Source organism: Nonomuraea sp. NPDC059007 (assembly GCF_042740555.1).
Taxonomy (GTDB): Bacteria; Actinomycetota; Actinomycetes; order Streptosporangiales; family Streptosporangiaceae; genus Nonomuraea.
Window position 1 is genome coordinate 36,033 of sequence record NZ_JBHYJD010000056.1, and the last position, 15,343, is coordinate 51,375.

General features: G+C 72.7%; 14 protein-coding genes. 6 read left to right on the forward strand and 8 right to left on the reverse strand.

The features are described from left to right. The first annotated feature begins 3 nt into the window (after positions 1-3). Complete coding sequence (locus ACFWY5_RS49430; RefSeq protein WP_379639118.1) at positions 4-915, forward strand: alpha/beta hydrolase family esterase; 912 nt, start codon at positions 4-6, stop codon at positions 913-915. Here ACFWY5_RS49430 and ACFWY5_RS49435 read toward each other — a convergent pair. Continuing rightward, a complete protein-coding gene (locus ACFWY5_RS49435; RefSeq protein WP_379622857.1) occupies positions 893-1,201 on the reverse strand; it encodes an ArsR/SmtB family transcription factor in 309 nt (102 codons plus the stop codon). The two genes, ACFWY5_RS49430 and ACFWY5_RS49435, sit on opposite strands and share 23 nt — an antisense overlap. Positions 1,202-1,266: 65 nt before the next feature. Here ACFWY5_RS49435 and ACFWY5_RS49440 point away from each other — a divergent pair, with 65 nt between their 5' ends. The 4 genes from ACFWY5_RS49440 (at position 1,267) to ACFWY5_RS49455 (ending at position 8,319) form a co-directional block, all read left to right on the forward strand. Then, on the forward strand, positions 1,267-2,262 hold the full coding sequence (locus tag ACFWY5_RS49440; RefSeq protein WP_379639120.1) for a zinc-dependent alcohol dehydrogenase family protein: 996 nt from the start codon (positions 1,267-1,269) through the stop codon (positions 2,260-2,262). Positions 2,263-2,336: 74 nt separating this feature from the next. Beyond that, on the forward strand, positions 2,337-3,890 hold the full coding sequence (locus tag ACFWY5_RS49445) for a hypothetical protein (protein ID WP_379622853.1): 1,554 nt from the start codon (positions 2,337-2,339) through the stop codon (positions 3,888-3,890). Between the two features lie 18 nt (positions 3,891-3,908). Continuing rightward, entirely contained in the window at positions 3,909-5,240 is a 1,332-nt protein-coding gene (locus tag ACFWY5_RS49450; protein ID WP_379639121.1) for a serine hydrolase domain-containing protein, read from the forward strand. A gap of 4 nt (positions 5,241-5,244) precedes the next feature. After that, positions 5,245-8,319: a BTAD domain-containing putative transcriptional regulator gene (locus ACFWY5_RS49455; RefSeq protein ID WP_379639122.1), complete on the forward strand. Its 3,075-nt coding sequence runs from the start codon at positions 5,245-5,247 to the stop codon at positions 8,317-8,319. Positions 8,320-8,322: 3 nt separating this feature from the next. On the opposite strand, the gene argG is transcribed toward ACFWY5_RS49455, so the two are convergent. Continuing rightward, positions 8,323-9,771, reverse strand: coding sequence for an argininosuccinate synthase (argG, locus tag ACFWY5_RS49460; RefSeq protein ID WP_379622845.1), 1,449 nt, complete (start codon positions 9,769-9,771; stop codon positions 8,323-8,325). A 128-nt stretch (positions 9,772-9,899) separates the two neighbouring features. Here argG and ACFWY5_RS49465 point away from each other — a divergent pair, with 128 nt between their 5' ends. After that, positions 9,900-10,205 (forward strand): YciI family protein, encoded by a 306-nt coding sequence (locus ACFWY5_RS49465; RefSeq protein WP_379622843.1) that lies wholly within the window; start codon positions 9,900-9,902, stop codon positions 10,203-10,205. A 239-nt stretch (positions 10,206-10,444) separates the two neighbouring features. On the opposite strand, the gene ACFWY5_RS49470 is transcribed toward ACFWY5_RS49465, so the two are convergent. From ACFWY5_RS49470 to ACFWY5_RS49495, 6 genes are all read right to left on the reverse strand, one after another. Further along, positions 10,445-11,590 carry an RNA polymerase sigma factor gene (locus ACFWY5_RS49470; protein WP_379639123.1) on the reverse strand — a complete coding sequence of 382 codons (1,146 nt, stop codon included), beginning with the start codon at positions 11,588-11,590 and terminating at the stop codon, positions 10,445-10,447. Then, positions 11,587-11,994, reverse strand: a complete 408-nt coding sequence (locus tag ACFWY5_RS49475; protein ID WP_379622839.1) for a YciI family protein — start codon at positions 11,992-11,994, stop codon at positions 11,587-11,589. The genes ACFWY5_RS49470 and ACFWY5_RS49475 overlap by 4 nt, the downstream gene beginning before the upstream one ends. A gap of 252 nt (positions 11,995-12,246) precedes the next feature. After that, positions 12,247-12,687, reverse strand: a complete 441-nt coding sequence (locus tag ACFWY5_RS49480) for a VOC family protein (RefSeq protein ID WP_379622837.1) — start codon at positions 12,685-12,687, stop codon at positions 12,247-12,249. A 117-nt stretch (positions 12,688-12,804) separates the two neighbouring features. Beyond that, positions 12,805-14,061, reverse strand: a complete 1,257-nt coding sequence (locus ACFWY5_RS49485; protein ID WP_379639124.1) for an RNA polymerase sigma factor — start codon at positions 14,059-14,061, stop codon at positions 12,805-12,807. Beyond that, entirely contained in the window at positions 14,052-14,384 is a 333-nt protein-coding gene (locus tag ACFWY5_RS49490; protein WP_379622833.1) for a YciI family protein, read from the reverse strand. The genes ACFWY5_RS49485 and ACFWY5_RS49490 overlap by 10 nt, the downstream gene beginning before the upstream one ends. 31 nt (positions 14,385-14,415) lie before the next feature. Then, positions 14,416-15,186, reverse strand: coding sequence for a DUF899 family protein (locus tag ACFWY5_RS49495; RefSeq protein WP_379639126.1), 771 nt, complete (start codon positions 15,184-15,186; stop codon positions 14,416-14,418). Positions 15,187-15,343 lie beyond the last annotated feature (157 nt).

Consider the following 15,343-nt stretch of genomic DNA (forward strand, 5'->3'; position numbering starts at 1 on the left):
TGGATGGTGAGACGGGTCCTTCGCGCGCTGCCGGCCGTACTCCTGACGGCTGCCTGCACGAGCAGCCCCACCCCGCCCGCACGCACCGCCAAGGCCGAGTGCGCGCTGAAGCCGGGACGGCACAGCCTGCGCTTCGCCGGCGAGGAACGCACCTACCTGCTGTCCCTGCCCGGGAAGGGCAAGGGTCCCTGGCCGATGGTGCTGAACCTGCACGGCCTCGGCTCCAACGCCGGCCGCCAGGCGGAGAAGAGCCGCCTGCCCGAGGTGGGCGCCGCGCGCGGGTACGCGGTCGTCACCCCGCAGGTGGCCCGCTACCGCATGGCCTGGACGCTGCCCGGCTACTACGGCCCCGACGACACCGGCTACCTGACCGCGCTGCTCGACAAGCTCGTCGCCGCCGGATGCGCGGACGAGGACCGGCAGTTCGCCGCCGGCATGAGCTACGGCGCCGGGATGACCATGGCGCTGGTCTGCGCGATGAAGGGCCGGCTGGCCGCCGTCGCGCCGGTGGGTGGGCTCAACATCGTGCCGCCGTGCGAGGAGGCGGCGCCCACCACGATCGTGGCCTTCCACGGCACCGGCGACGGCACCGTCCCCTACCGGGGCGGGCATCCGTTCTCGCGGGCGACCTCGCGGCTGCGGACGCTGGCCAAGCTGGTACGGCTGGCCTCGGTGGAAGGCACCGCCGGCCGGTGGGCCCGCATCATGGGCTGCGCCAAGCCGGCCACCTCCAAGGTCAGGACCGGCGTACGGCTGCGCACCTGGAAGAACTGCCGCCACCGGGCGAGCCTGCGGCTGTACACGATCGGCGGAACCGGCCACGTGTGGCCACGCCCGGACGGTGGCCGGCGCATCGACGCGGCCGGGCTGATCCTGGACGCCTTCGACGCCGTCAGCGTCCGGCGGGGCGGGTGATGAGGGCGTCGATCAGGCCGGGGAAGGCGTCGTCCAGGTCGGCCCTGCGCAGGGTGTTCATGCGCGAGGTGCCGACGTAGTACTGCCGGATCAGGCCGGCCTCGCGCAGCACGTTGAAGTGGTGGGTGGCGGTGGACTTGCTGACCGGGATGTCGAACGCGCCGCATTTGATGTCCTGGCCGGAGGCGTCGAGCTGGGTGACGATGCTGCGCCGTACCGGATCGACGAGGGCTTCGAGCACCTGCTGGAGGTCGAAGGTGTCGGGGTGGGGCGGGGTGCGGGCCATGGTCCCATAGTACGACAGGCATCGAAGTTTGACACTCGTCGTACTTCTGGCCCACAGTGGTGGCCATGACGAGGACGGTGCGTTTCCACGAGATCGGCGGCCCCGAGGTGATGCGGCTGGAGGACGTCGATCCCGGCCGGCCGGGGCCCGGCGAGGTGCTCCTGCGAGTGGAGGCGATCGGGATCAACCGGGCGGAGGCGTTGTTCCGCGGCGGCCACTACATCGAGCCGGTCAAGGAACTGCCCGCGCGGCTCGGGGCCGAGGCCGCCGGAGTGATCGAGGCAGCCGGGCCACAGGTGGCGGGGTTCGCCGCCGGTCAGGCGGTCAGCGTGGTGCCCGCCTTCTCCGCCAACGACTACGGCGTCTACGCCGAACGGGCCATCGTGCCCGCCGCGGCGCTGGTCCACCGCCCCGCGGACGTGGACGCGATCTCCGGCGCGGCCGTCTGGATGCCCTACGTCACCGCCTACGGCGCCCTGGTCGAGGTGGGCGGCCTGCGGGCCGGCGACACGGTGGTGATCAACGCCGCCGCCGGCAGCGTCGGGCTGGCCGCCATCCACACCGCGCTGCGCGTCGGCGCCGTCCCCATCGCGGTGACCCGCACCGGAGACAAGCGGCGACGGCTGACCGAGGAGGGCGCGGCCGAGGTGATCGCCTCCGACGAGCAGGACGTGACCGGGCGCGTGCTGGAGCTGACCGCGGGCCGCGGCGCCGAGTACGTCTTCGACGCCGTCGCCGGCCCCGGCGTCACCGACCTGGCCAGAGCCGTCGCCCCAGGCGGCACCCACTTCCTGTACGGCGCCCTGAGCGGCCTGCCCACGCCCTACCCGGGCTTCGATCTGGGCATGCCCGCCCTGAACCTGCGCACGTACACGATGATGGAGACGACCAGGGACCCGCGGCGGCTCGCCAGGGCCGTCGCCTTCGTCACCGCGGGCCTGCGCGCCGGCGCCTTCCGCCCCATCGTCGACCGCGTCTTCCCGCTGGAGGAGATCGTGGCCGCGCACCGCCACATGGAGTCCGGAACCCGGTTCGGCAAGATCGTGGTGACCACCGGCTGATGGGCCTTCCGGCGCGACGATCGGGGCGGTATGAACACCTCGGGGAGATTTCTCATCTTCGACGGGGAGAGTCCATGAGCGACGAGGTTCGCGTCATCATCGAGGCCGTTGCCCGCCCCGGCCTGTCGGCCGAGCGTGTCCGCCAGATCGTGGCCGAGCATCCCGGGATCCTGGCCGAGCTGGAGGTGGCCGAACCCGGCCGCCTGCTGGTCAGCGGCGCCGAGGCCCTCGGCCACGACCCGGGAGACGACGCGCCCTTCCGCGCCACCGTCTTCGACCCGGTCGGCAACCGCGGCCTGGAGCTCAGCGGCACCCTCGACCGGCTCGACCACACCGAGGTCACGCCCACCGCCGCCCGCCCCGAACCCGGCAGGGACGAACTCGCCGCGGCCGCCGCCGTCCTGCGCGCCCACCCGGCCTTCCCCGCGGGCGAGGACGTCGTGGTCTACCGGCCCATGCCGCCCCTGGCCGACCTGGACAACCCCGACGGCACCACCACCCGCCGCCCCGCCCTCGGCCTCTACACCCCGAGCGACCCCACCGGCCTGCGCCACCGCATCGTCGCCGTCGACGTCCACGCCCGCACCGTCGACTGGACCCCGGCCGGCATCAACGTGCGGATGCACCACGACTGCGAGGACACCGTCCCGGAGGAGGTCGACGCGCTCGCCGACCGCGGCGGCCCCGACCAGGTGCGGGTACGCGTCGTACGCGGCGAGAGCGAGCTGTGGAACCTCATCGTCGTACGGCCGCGCGCCTCCTCACCCCAGGACGGAGCCGGATCCGGCGTCGAACTGCGCAACGTCCGCTACAAGGGCCGCCTGCTGCTGCGCCAGGCCCACGTGCCCATCCTCAACGTCGAGTACGAGGAGGGCACGACCTTCCGCGACGGCGTCAGCTTCGAGACCCGCTTCTCGGCCACCGGCAGCGACCCGGTCGGCTGGGGCTGGCGCCTGTGCGCCACCGCGCCGCGCACCATCATCGAGCGCCCCTCCACCGACGCCGGCAACTTCCAGGGCGTCGCCTTCCACCACGACGGCGAGCAGCTGCGCATCGTCAGCGAGCTGGCCGCCGGCTGGTACCGCTACGCCTCCGACTGGCGCCTGGGCGACGACGGCACCATCCGGCCGCGCTTCGGCTTCGCCGCCACCCGTAACCCGATGACCTGCAAGGTCCACCGCCACCACGCGTACTGGCGCTTCGACTTCGACCTCGACGGCGCCGAGAACGACGTCGTCGAGCAGATCAACGACACCGGCTCGATCATCCCCGAACCGGTGCCGATCATCCGCGAGACCTCCCGCAAACGCCGCCACCCCGCCCTGTACTGGCAGGTACGCGACAAGTCCTCCGGCCGCGGCCTGCAACTGCACCCCGGCCCCTTCGACGGCACCGCCGACGCGTTCGGCATCTCCGACCTGTGGTTCCTGCGCCACCACCCCGGCGAGCTCTATGACGGCGACCCCGACCCCCGCAACCGCGCCATGCTCAACCGCTTCGTCAACGGCGAATCCATCAACGGCGCCAACCTCGTCCTCTGGTACGCCGGCCACTACTACCACGACCAGGCCCACCCGCAGCCGCACCAAGGGGAGCTGATCGGCCCCGAACTGATCCCCATCCCCTGACGGATACCCTGGTCTGCCATGAGTCAGGTTGAGGAGACGACGGCGCGGGCCCTGCTGCGCAGGCTCGCCGTCGAGCAGAGTGAGTGCCGGGTCCCTTCGCTCGCGGCGGCGATCGTGCGCGACGGACAGATGGCCTGGTTCGGCGCCCGCGGGCAGGTCGAGGGCGCCGCGCCGACGGCCGACACCCAGTACCGCCTCGGCTCGATCACCAAGAGCATGGTCGCCGTCCTGGTCATGCGGCTGCGTGACGAGGGCCTGGTGGGCCTGCTCGACCCGGTCGGCGGGCATGTGCCGGGCACGCCGTTCGACGACGTGACGATCGCCCAGTTGCTCTCGCACACCGGCGGCCTGACGGCCGAACCGCCGACCACGTGGTGGGAGCGCACGCCCGGCCTCACCGCCGAGGACCTGTTCGCCCGGATCGGCCCGGCCGAGGCCAAGCACCGCCCCGGCCGCACCTTCCACTACTCCAACGTCGGCTACGCGCTGCTCGGCCGGCTGATCGCCAAGCACCGCGGCATGACCTGGTACGAGGCGCTGCGCCGGGAGGTGCTGGAGCCGCTCGGCATGACCCGCACCACCCTGCGCCCGGCCGCCCCGCACGCCACCGGCTTCGCCGTCCACCCGTGGGCCGACGTGCTGCTGGAGGAGCCCGAGCACGATCACGGCGCGATGGGACCGGCGGGCCAGCTGTGGTCCACCGCAGCCGACCTGGCCAGATGGTCGGCGTTCCTGGGCGGCCACAGCGACGGCGTGCTGTCTCAGGAGACGCTGGCCGAGATGGGCGAGACCGCCGTGGTGGCCGACGGCGACGCGTGGGTGGCCGGGTTCGGACTCGGCCTGCAACTGGCCCGGATCGACGGCCGCCGCCTGAGCGGGCACGGCGGCTCCATGCCCGGCTTCCTGGCCGGCGTCTGGGCCGACGCGAACGCGGGCACCGGCGTGCTGTTCCTGGCCAACACCACCTCCGGCGTGCGCTACCAGCTGCTCAACGAGCTGCTGGCCATCCTCGACGAGCACGAGCCGCGCCTGCCGGAGGAGTGGCGGCCGGTCCCCACCGACCCGGCGCTGCTGGCGGTGACCGGGCTGTGGCACTGGGGCCCGACCCCCTTCCACCTGCGGGTGCTGCCCGACGGCAAGCTGTCGCTGAACGCCGTCGCCAACTCCAGCCGCGGCTCGCGCTTCGCCCCCCAGGCCGACGGCACCTGGCTCGGCCTCGACGGCTACTACGCCGGCGAGACCCTGCGGGTGCTGGCCGACCACCTGGACCTCAACACCTTCATCCTGACGCGCGAGCCGTACGAGCAGGGGCCGCCGATCCCGGGTGGCGCCGGCGAGTGGCACGCTTGACCGGGTGCGCATAGCGATCCTCGGCCCGCTCGCGGCCGGGTCCGCCACCATCGGCGGGACCCGGCTGCGATGGCTGCTGGTCCGTTTGGCCCTGGCCGGCGGTCGCGCCGTCACGCTCGAAGAGCTCACCGACGCTCTGTGGCCGGGCGCCGTCCCCGCCGATCCGGCCAACGCCGTGCAGTCGCTCGTCTCCCGCCTGCGCCGCGCGCTGCCCTCGCCGTCGGCGCTGGAGTCGGTCCCCGGTGGTTACCGCCTGACGGCCGTGACCGACGCCGCCGAGTTCGAGCAGCTGGTACGGCAGGCCGCCGCCACCCCCGACCCCGCCGCGTCGGCGTCCTTGCTGCGCCGGGCACTGGGGTTGTGGCGCGGACCGGCGCTCGCGGACGTCACCGCCGCCCCCTTCGCCACCGGCCACGCCGCCCGCCTGGAGGAATCGCGCCTGTCGGCCATCGAAGACCTCGCCGAAGCCGACCTCACCCTGGCCGATCTGCGCGGCGCCCCCGGACTGTCGGAGGTGGTGGCGCGGCTCAGCGAGCTCACCGTCCGCCACCCCCTGCGCGAACGCCTGCACGCCATCCGCATCCGGGCCCTGCACGCCGCGGGCCGCACCGCCGAGGCCCTGGCCGCCTACGAACACCTGCGCCACGCCCTGGCCGACGAGCTGGGCGCCGACCCCGGCCCCGACCTGCGGGCCCTGCACCTGGACCTGCTGCGCGCCACCCCGCCCCCACCCCGGCGCACCAACCTGCGCACCCCGCTGACCAGCTTCGTCGGCCGCACCACCGAGATCGACCGCATCCTCGGCCAGCTGCGCGACCACCGCCTGGTCACCCTCGTCGGGCCGGGCGGCGCGGGCAAGACCCGCCTGGCCACCACGGTCGCCGCCCTCGTCCTCGACCCGGACGCCACACCCGTGGACGACGTGCGCGAGGGGGTGTGGCTGGTGGAGCTGGCCGCGGTCAGCGATCCGGGCGACGTGGCGCAGGCCGTCCAGGCGGTGCTGGGCGCGGCGCCACCCCGGCGGCCGCCGAGCGACACCACGGGACGGCTGGCAGAGGCGCTGTCCGGCGGCCCCGTGCTGCTGGTGCTGGACAACTGCGAGCACCTCGTCGACGCCGCCGCCCGGCTGGCCGACGACCTGCTCGGCCGCTGTCCCGAGCTGACCGTCCTGGCCACGAGCCGGGAGCCGCTGGGCATCGCCGGCGAGGCGCTCTCCCCGGTCGGGCCGCTGCCGCTCGATCTGGCGGTGCGGCTGTTCGAGGAGCGGGCGGTCGCGGCGGACCCGTCGTTCGAGCCCGGAGCGCAGGTCGCCGAGATCTGCCGCCGCCTCGACGGGCTGCCGCTGGCCATCGAGCTGGCCGCGGCCCGGCTGCGCTCGCTGACCCTGAGCCAGGTGGCCGAGCGGCTCGACGACCGCTTCGCGCTGCTGACCGGCGGCAGCCGTACCTCGTTGCCCAGGCACCAGACGTTGCGTGCGGTCGTGGCGTGGAGCTGGGACCTCGCCGAGGACGGCGAGCGGGCGCTGGCCGAGCGGCTGTCGGTGTTCGCCGGCACGTTCGACGCCGGTGCGGCGGGTTGTGTGGGCACCTCGCTGGACGCCTTGGCCGCGCTGGTGGACAAGTCGTTGCTGCAGCAGGCGCCGGGCGGGCGCTACCGGATGCTGGAGACGATCAGGGAGTTCGCCCTGGAGCGCCTGGTCGCCGGCGGTGGCGCGGAGGCGGCCCGGGACGCGCACGCCGCGTACTTCCTGCGCCTGGCCGAGATCGCGGAGCCGCACCTGCGCGGCGGCGCCCAGCGCGAGTGGATCAACCGGCTGATCGGCGAGCACGACAACCTGCTCGCCGCGCTGCACCACGCCGCCGCCCGCGAGGACGCCGACACCGCGGTACGGCTGGCCGCGGCCCTGGGCCAGTTCTGGATGACGTGGGGCAACAACAGCGATTCGGTCGGCTGGCTGAAGACGGCGCTGGCGGTGCCCGGTCCGGCGCCGGTGCGAGCCCGGACCATCGCCACGGCCGTCATGCTGACCAACAGCGCGTTCGGCGGCGCGCCGAACAACCCCGGCCAGTCGGTGGAGGGGGTCCAGGAGCTGATCGACGCGATCGACCCCGACGACGACCACCCGCTGCTGGCGCTGATCGAGCCGGCGCTCGGCCTGTTCACCGACGACGACGCGCTCGGGCTGGCGGCGGTGGAGCGCCATCTGGACCACCCCGACCCGTGGACCCGCGCGGTCCTGCGCATGGCCAGGGGCGCGCTGCTGGAGAACCGCGGCGACTCTCTCGGCATGCGCGCCGACCTGCTGGTGGCCGAGGCCGAACTGGCGGCGCTCGGCGAGCATTGGGCACGCTCACAGGCGCTGACGATTCTGGCCGGCTCGCATGTGCTGCTGGGTGAGTTCGATCGGGCGGTGACGGCGCTGGAGACCGCGATCGAGCTGATCCGCGCCCTCGATGCGGCCAACACCACCGGCCACCAGCGGGTCTGGCTGGCCGGCGCCCGCATCTTGCGGGGCGATGCCGCGCGCGGCCGGGCCGAGCTGGAGGCACTGGCCGCCGAGCCGCCGCGCGGCTGGAACGCCAGCAGCGTGGCCTTCGCCCAGCTGGAGCTCGGCGACCTGGCCAGACGCGCGGGCGACCTGACCGAGGCGGGCCGCCTTTACGCGATCTCCTCGCGTACGATCGAGCGGCTGCCGGTGGTCGCACCGCAGTTCCACGCGCTGATCCTGGCGCAGCGGGCCCACCTGTCGGCGGCGCTCGGCGACGTCGCCGACGCCGCGCGGCGGGTGCGCGGCGCGGTCGAGCGGGCGCTGTCGGTCAAGGACATGCCGGTGCTGGCCACGATCGGGGTGGCCGCGGCCGCGGTGTGGGCGGCCAGGGGCGAGCCCGCCCGCGCGGCGCGCGTGCTGGGCGCCACCGAGCAGCTGCGCGGCCTGCCCGCCGTCCATCACCCCGACGTGATCGCGCTGACGGCGCGGCTGCGGGCGGAGCTGGGCGAGGCCGCCTTCGGCAAGGAGTACGCCGAGGGGAGCGGCCTCACCCGCGAACAAGCCGTCAGCCAGGTCCGCGACCTCGACTGACCGTCAGTCGGTGCCGACCTCCATGGCGGCGTGGTCGAGCAGCTCGTCGGCGTCGGGGCCCTCGGGGCGGGCGGCGATCACGTCGGCGCCGCCCTCGGGCATCGCGCCGATCAGCCCGCTCGCCGCCGCCTGCGTGACGCCGATGAGCGTCGGGTGCGCGCTGCCGACCATGCCGAGCCTGGCGTACTGCTCCAGCTTGGCGCGCGAGTCGGCGATGTCGAGGTTACGCATGGTCAGCTGGCCGATCCGGTCGACCGGGCCGAACGCGGGCTCCTCGACGCGTTCCATGGACAGCTTGTCCGGGTGGTAGCTGAAGGCCGGGCCCGCGGTGTTGAGGACGGAGTAGTCCTCGCCGCGCCGCAGCCGTAGCGTGACCTCGCCGGTGACGGCGGTGCCCACCCAGCGCTGCAGCGCCTCGCGCAGCATCAGCGCCTGCGGGTCCAGCCAGCGGCCCTCGTACAGCAGCCGGCCCAGCCGGCGGCCGTCGTTGTGGTAGGCGGCGAGGGTGTCCTCGTTGTGGATCGCGTTGACCAGCCGCTCGTAGGCCGCGTGCAGCAGCGCCATGCCGGGCGCCTCGTAGATGCCGCGGCTCTTGGCCTCGATGACCCGGTTCTCGATCTGGTCGGACATGCCCAGGCCGTGCCGGCCGCCGATGGTGTTGGCCTCCAGCACCAGGTCGACCGAGGAGGCGAACTCCTTGCCGTTGATGGACACCGGCCGACCCTGCTCGAAGCCGATCGTCACGTCCTCGGCGGGGATCTCGACGGCGGCGTCCCAGAACCGCACGCCCATGATCGGGTCGACGATCTCGATGCCGGTGTCGAGGTGCTCCAGCGACTTCGCCTCGTGGGTGGCGCCCCAGATGTTGGCATCCGTGGAGTACGCCTTCTCCGTGCTGTCGCGGTACGGCAGCGCGTGCGCGACCAGCCACTCCGACATCTCCTTGCGGCCGCCGAGCTCGTGCACGAAGTCGGCGTCCAGCCACGGCTTGTAGATGCGCAGGGAGGGGTTGGCGAGCAGGCCGTACCGGTAGAACCGCTCGATGTCGTTGCCCTTGAAGGTGGAGCCGTCGCCCCAGATCTGCACGCCGTCCTCGAGCATGGCGCGCACCAGCAGCGTGCCGGTGACGGCCCGGCCGAGCGGGGTGGTGTTGAAGTAGGTGCGCCCGCCGGAGCGGATGTGGAACGCGCCGCACGCGAGCGCCGCGAGCCCTTCCTCGACGAGCGTCTCCCGGCAGTCGACCAGGCGGGCGATCTCGGCGCCGTAGGCGGTGGCGCGGCCGGGGACCGACGCGATGTCGGGCTCGTCGGCCTGGCCGACGTCAGCGGTGTACGTGCATGGGATTGCACCCTTGTCGCGCATCCACGCGACCGCTACTGAGGTGTCGAGGCCGCCTGAAAAGGCGATCCCGACTCTTTCGCCGACTGGCAGGGAGGTGAGAACCTTGGACACGAGCAAAAATATATACACACCACTGCATGTCCATGCAAGCCTTTCCAGTCTCTGAGACGAGACCATGTCGAAAAAGTCCCCGGGGTTTCGACTTCTGGATGAAGCCGGTGATCCGAGGGGAGCCCTTGATGAAGTACCTGATCCTGATCTACAGCGGCCCGGACAGCGCGGACGGCGCGGAACGGCCGGATCTGGCCGACGAGGTGACCGAGCCCGGCGAGCTGGTCGCGGGCGGGGTCTTGGCCGATCCGGTGAACACCGTGACCGTGCGCGTGGCGCGCGGGGCCGCGCTGGAGGAGCAGCTGTCCGGCTACCTGGTGGTCGACTGCGACTCGGGGCACCGGGCCGCCGAGATCGCCGCCCGGGTACCCGGCGCCCGCACCTCCACGGTGGAGGTACGCCCGATCATGGACCTGTCCGGCCAGGAGATGTGACCGGGCACGCGGGTCACGCAAGCCTGCCCAGCAGCCGCCAGAGCGCGGTGTTCAGGCGCCGCCTGGCCTCGGCCGTGGACAACTCACCCCGCAACGCCGCGGCCACACGTCACGCGGCTGAGGCCGCTCCCGCTGATACATCCCGCGTGCCTGCTGGAACCGCCGATCTTGCCCATGACCGACGAGATTCCCGGTGCGGTTGCTTCGCTGGGAACCGGAGAACGCCGGGCGCCCGCCGTTCAGCCGCGCAGTCGAGCGTTGAGCCGGGCGGCCTGTCGCGTGAGGTGCTCGCGTTCGGGGAGGCTGGACGCCGACCGGGCGGCATCGGCGTAGAGCCGCGCCGCGGTCGCCGCGTCACCGTCACGCTCGTGCAGGTACGCCAGGACGGCGGTATGGCGGGGCAGCGCCGGGTCGAGCCCGGCCAGGGCGGCCAGGCCGGCCCGCGGGCCGTCGGCCTCGCCCACCGCGACGGCCCGGTTGAGGCGGGCCACCGGGCTGCCGGTGAGGCGCACCAGTTCGTCGTACCACTCGACGATCTGCACCCAGTCGGTCTCCCCCGCCGTCCGGGCGTCGGCGTGCAACGCGGCGATGGCGGCCTGGGCCTGGAACTCGCCCAGACGGTCGCGGGCGAGGGCCGCCTGGAGCACGTCGACGCCCTCGGCGATCAGGCGGGTGTCCCACAGGCAGCGGTCCTGCTCGGCGAGCGGCACGAGCCGGCCGCCGGCGCCGGTGCGTGCCGCTCGCCGGGCGTGGTGCAGCAGCATGAGCGCGAGCAGGCCCGCGACCTCCTCGTGGTGGGTCTTGTTCGCGAGCTGGCGGGTGAGCCGGATCGCCTCGGCGGCGAGGTCGACGTCGCCGGAGTAGCCCTCGTTGAAGACGAGGTAGAGCACGCGCAGCACGGTGGCGACGTCACCGGGCTGGTTGAACCGGACCTCGGAGACGGTGCGCTTGGCCCGGCTGATGCGCTGGGCCATGGTCGCCTCCGGCACCAGGTAGGCCTGCGCGATCTGACGCGTGGTCAGGCCGCCGACCGCACGCAGCGTGAGCGCCACCGCCGAAGCCGGTGTCAGGGACGGGTGCGCGCACAGGAAGTACAGCTGGAGCGTGTCGTCCACCGCCTCGCCCTGGCCCGGCGCGGGCTCGGCATCGACGCGTACCTCGCGGTGGCGCCGGGAGGCGTCGGCACGGGCGGCGTCGAGGAACTTGCGCCAGGCCACGGTGACCAGCCAGCCCTTGGGGTCTCGCGGCGGGTCGTCCGGCCACACGCGTACGGCCTCGGCCAGGGCGTCCTGCACGGCGTCCTCGGCCGCCGCGAAGTCGGCTCCGCGACGGACGAGGACGCCGATCACCGCGGGCACCAGCTCCCGCAGCAGCGACTCGTTCACTCGGTTACCACGCACGGCTCGCCGTAGAACGGGCGCACCTCGAGCCACTCGTGGATCGGCTTGCCACCCGCGCCCGGGGCCGCGGACAGCTCGCCGGCCAGCTCGAGCGCCCGCTCGTAGCTCTCGACGTCGATCACCATCCAACCGGCGATCAGGTCCTTGGTCTCGGCGAACGGTCCGTCGGTGACCGGCGGCCGCCCCTCGCCGTCGTAGCGGACGAACGTGCCCTCCGGCGAGAGCGCCTGCTCGCCGACGAACTCGCCGGTGCTCTCCAGCCGGGCGGCGAAGTCACGCATGTACTGCAGGTGGGCCGAAACCTCCTCCGGCGTCCACTGCTCCATCGGCACGTCGTTGACCGCTGCCGGCGCGCCACGGTAGTGCTTGAGCAGCAGGTACTTGGCCATGGTGTTTCTCCTTGGTGTGTTCTGGGCCCATTGTGGCCGTGTTCACTCCGGGGACGGAGCCGCGGGCGGGTTCTCGACATCCGTTCGCGACACTTCCCGGCGGACTTTCATTCGCCCGGGTCGGAGTCACGACGATCCGGACCATGCCGTCGTGGTAGAGCGAACGCACCTCCGCCTCCCACTCGACCCACTGCTCGGGCGTCATCTCGTAGGTGCTGCTCGTCTCGGTCGTTCCTCCAAGTCACGGTCTGGTCAGCCGAGTTCCTCGGCCAGGGCGATCACGATGCCCTCGGGGCCGCGGACGTAGCAGAGCCGGTAGCTGTCCTCGTACTGCGCCACCTCGCCGACGAGTTCGGCGCCGTGGGTACGCAGGCGGGCGAGGACGCCGTCGATGTCGTCGACCGCGAACATGATGCGGCGGATGCCCAGCGTGTTGGCCGGGGCGTCCTGCGGCACGCCGCCGATCGCCTCCGGCGTGTGGTATTTCGCCAGCTCGATCCGCCCATGGCCGTCCGGGGTCCGCATCATCGCGATGTCGACCCGCTGCTCGTCGAGCCCGACGACACGTGCCGCCCAGAGCCCCTCGATGAGCGCCTTGTTCTCCAGCTCCATACCGAGTTCCGTGAAGAACGCGATCACGACGTCGAGGTCGTCGACGACGATGCCGATGTTGTCCATCCGCTTGATCGTCATGGTGGTTCTCCTTCTTCGTTACGCGGCCCGTCGTGGCCGCTGGTGTACCTGGGACGGAGCCACCACCACATTCTCGACACCCGGACGAGCTGTGCTTCATCGCCAACTCGGTCAACTTCAAGATCGGCCTCTCGCCGGTGTTCCCGGCCTGAGACGTTCGGTCTCCTCCAGCCGCCCCCGCAGGTAGGCGCGGTCGGCGTCGGTCGGCGCCAGAACCAGCGCCTCACGGTACGCCCGCGCCGCCCGCCCGTAGGAGCCCTGCCTGCGCAGCAGGTCGGCCCGCGTGGCAGGGAGCAGATGGTAGCCGGCGAGCTCGCCCGCGGCGGCGAGCTCCTCGACCAGGACGAGCCCGGCCTCGGGGCCGTCGGCCATCGCGACGGCGACCGCGCGGTTGAGCCGGACGACGGGCGCGGGCACCAGTTCCAGCAGGTCATCGTAGAGCCGGACGATCTCCGGCCAGTCGGTCGCCTCGACGCTCGGGGCCGTCGCGTGGCAGGCGGCGATCGCCGCCTGGAGCTGGTACGGGCCGGGGGTGCCGGGCAGCAGCCGTACCCCTTCAGTGATCTTGGCCCTGTCCCAGCGGGATCGATCCTGGTGCTCCAGCGGGACCAGCACGCCCGCCTCGTCGACCCGGGCCGGGCGCCGCGCGTCGTGCAGCAGCATCAGCGCGAGCAGGCTCCGCGCCTCCGGCTCGGGCAGCAGCCGGACGAGCAGGCGGGCCAGCCGGATCGCCTCGGCGCTGAGGTCCTGCCGGACGAGGCGGTCGCCGGCGCTGGCCGCGTACCCCTCGTTGAACAGCAGGTAGATCACCGCGAGGACGGCCCGCAGGCGGCTGGGCAGCAGCTGCGCGGGCGGGACCCGGTACGGGATGCCCGCTTCGCGGATCTTCTTCTTCGCCCTGGTCAGCCGCTGGTACATGGCCGGCTCCGCCACCAGGAACGCCCGCGCGATCTCCGCCGTCGTCAGCCCGGCCAGTGTCCGCAGCGTCAGCGCGACCCGCGCGTCGAACGGCAGCGCCGGATGGCAGCAGGTGAAGATCAGCCGGAGCCGGTCGTCGGGAACCTCGTCCGGCTCCCCCGGCTCCTCGGCGGCGCGGGCCAGCACGGCGGCCTGGCGCACCTTGGCGGCGCCGACGGCTTCGCGCCGGAGCAGGTCCATGGCCCGGTTACGCGCCGTCGTGGTGAGCCAGGCGCCCGGGTTGTCGGGAATGCCGTCGTGCCGCCACCGATCGAGGGCGGTCGCGAACGCGTCAGCGGCGCAGTCCTCGGCCAGATCCCAGTCACCGGTCACCCGGATCAGCGTCGCGACGACCTGTCCCCACTCCGCCGCGAACGCCGCGGCCACCGCCGATTCGACCGCATCGCTCACTCCCACACCGGCCGCACCTCGACGGTGCCGAAAGCGGCGAACGGGTGCCCCGCCGCGATCTCGATCGCCTCGTCCAGATGCTCGCACTCGACCACGAGGAAGCCGCCGATCAGGTCCTTGGTCTCCGCGTACGGGCCGTCCGAGATCAGCGTCTCACCGTCGCGCACCCGCACCTTCGTGGTGGCCGCCGGTCGCAGGCGGTGGCCGCCCCGGTAGACCCCGCGTGCCTCGAGGTCGGCGAACCAGGCCTCGTGCTCCGGCCACGCATGGATCTCCTGCGGCGATTCCGAGTGTTCCTCACCGTGCCAGATCACCAGTGCGTACTTCATCTACAGCACTATGGCACGCCCACCCGCACGATCAAGGCGCGGTGGTGAGGTCGTCGGAGCGTCCGGCTTCGATGCGCGACCACTGGGAGAGCGGGCGTCCGTCGATCCGCCAGTACTCCGTGGGTGACTCCTCCCGCCACGCCTGCGGCCAGCCGGGAGGCGAGTCCTCGCCCGGGTGCTGGCGGCCGTACACGGTGAGGTCCATGAGCGCGAGGCTGTAGTCCATCGCCTCCACGCCGCGGCCGGTCGTCCAGTACGTCTCGAAGACGCGCTCGCCGTCGCGCAGGTAGCTCACCAGTTGCATCGAGCCCTCCTGCCCGGCGAGCAGCGTGCCGAGGGAGGCCTTCGCCGAGTACCACGGCATGTCCCAGCCCATGAAGTCGCGATAACGGCGGCTTTCCTGGTACGGGCCCTGGCAGAAGACGGCGTAGGTGATGTCGCGCGAGTGCAGGTAGGACAGCTCCGAGATCTGGCCGCCGCACCAGGTGCAGCCTTCGCACTGCTCGGCGGCCGGACGGCCGTCGCGCCACATGAAGTAGTAGGCGAGCAGTTGCCGCCGTCCCTCGAACGTCTCCAGCAGGCTGACCGGCCCGTCAGGCCCGATCAGCTCGGTCGTGGGATCCACCTCGACCATGGGCAGCCGGCGCCGGGCCGCGGCGATCGCGTCGCCTTCGCGCGTGTGCGCCTTCTCCCGGGCCCGCAACTCGTCCACCTGGGCGTGGAAAGTGGCCCGGTCGACGGCTTCGGGCATGCTGGGTGCGTTGCGGGCGAGGGCTGTCGCCTCGTTGAGGTTGTCGTTCATGGTCAGTCTCCTCCTTTGGTACGTGGCTTCGCCCACCGACGAACGGGGCACCGGGGGATTCGACATCGCCGGGAAAGAATCTTCAGGTCACGACACGGCGTTTCTGTCGTCCCTACCCCGAAGACGCGCAGGTCACCCGGAAAGCGACAGCGTTCAC

Excerpts from the sequence above, each read along its gene's own strand:
- ACFWY5_RS49475 (WP_379622839.1), bottom strand. The coding sequence starts at position 11,994 with ATGGCCAAGTACCTGCTGCTCAAGCACTACCGTGGCGCGCCGGCAGCG.
- ACFWY5_RS49490 (WP_379622833.1), bottom strand. The coding sequence starts at position 14,384 with ATGAAGTACGCACTGGTGATCTGGCACGGTGAGGAACACTCGGAATCG.
- ACFWY5_RS49435 (WP_379622857.1), bottom strand. The coding sequence starts at position 1,201 with ATGGCCCGCACCCCGCCCCACCCCGACACCTTCGACCTCCAGCAGGTG.
- ACFWY5_RS49480 (WP_379622837.1), bottom strand. The coding sequence starts at position 12,687 with ATGACGATCAAGCGGATGGACAACATCGGCATCGTCGTCGACGACCTC.
- ACFWY5_RS49440 (WP_379639120.1), top strand. The coding sequence starts at position 1,267 with ATGACGAGGACGGTGCGTTTCCACGAGATCGGCGGCCCCGAGGTGATG.
- ACFWY5_RS49465 (WP_379622843.1), top strand. The coding sequence starts at position 9,900 with ATGAAGTACCTGATCCTGATCTACAGCGGCCCGGACAGCGCGGACGGC.
- ACFWY5_RS49430 (WP_379639118.1), top strand. The coding sequence starts at position 4 with ATGGTGAGACGGGTCCTTCGCGCGCTGCCGGCCGTACTCCTGACGGCT.
- ACFWY5_RS49445 (WP_379622853.1), top strand. The coding sequence starts at position 2,337 with ATGAGCGACGAGGTTCGCGTCATCATCGAGGCCGTTGCCCGCCCCGGC.
- ACFWY5_RS49450 (WP_379639121.1), top strand. The coding sequence starts at position 3,909 with ATGAGTCAGGTTGAGGAGACGACGGCGCGGGCCCTGCTGCGCAGGCTC.
- ACFWY5_RS49495 (WP_379639126.1), bottom strand. The coding sequence starts at position 15,186 with ATGAACGACAACCTCAACGAGGCGACAGCCCTCGCCCGCAACGCACCC.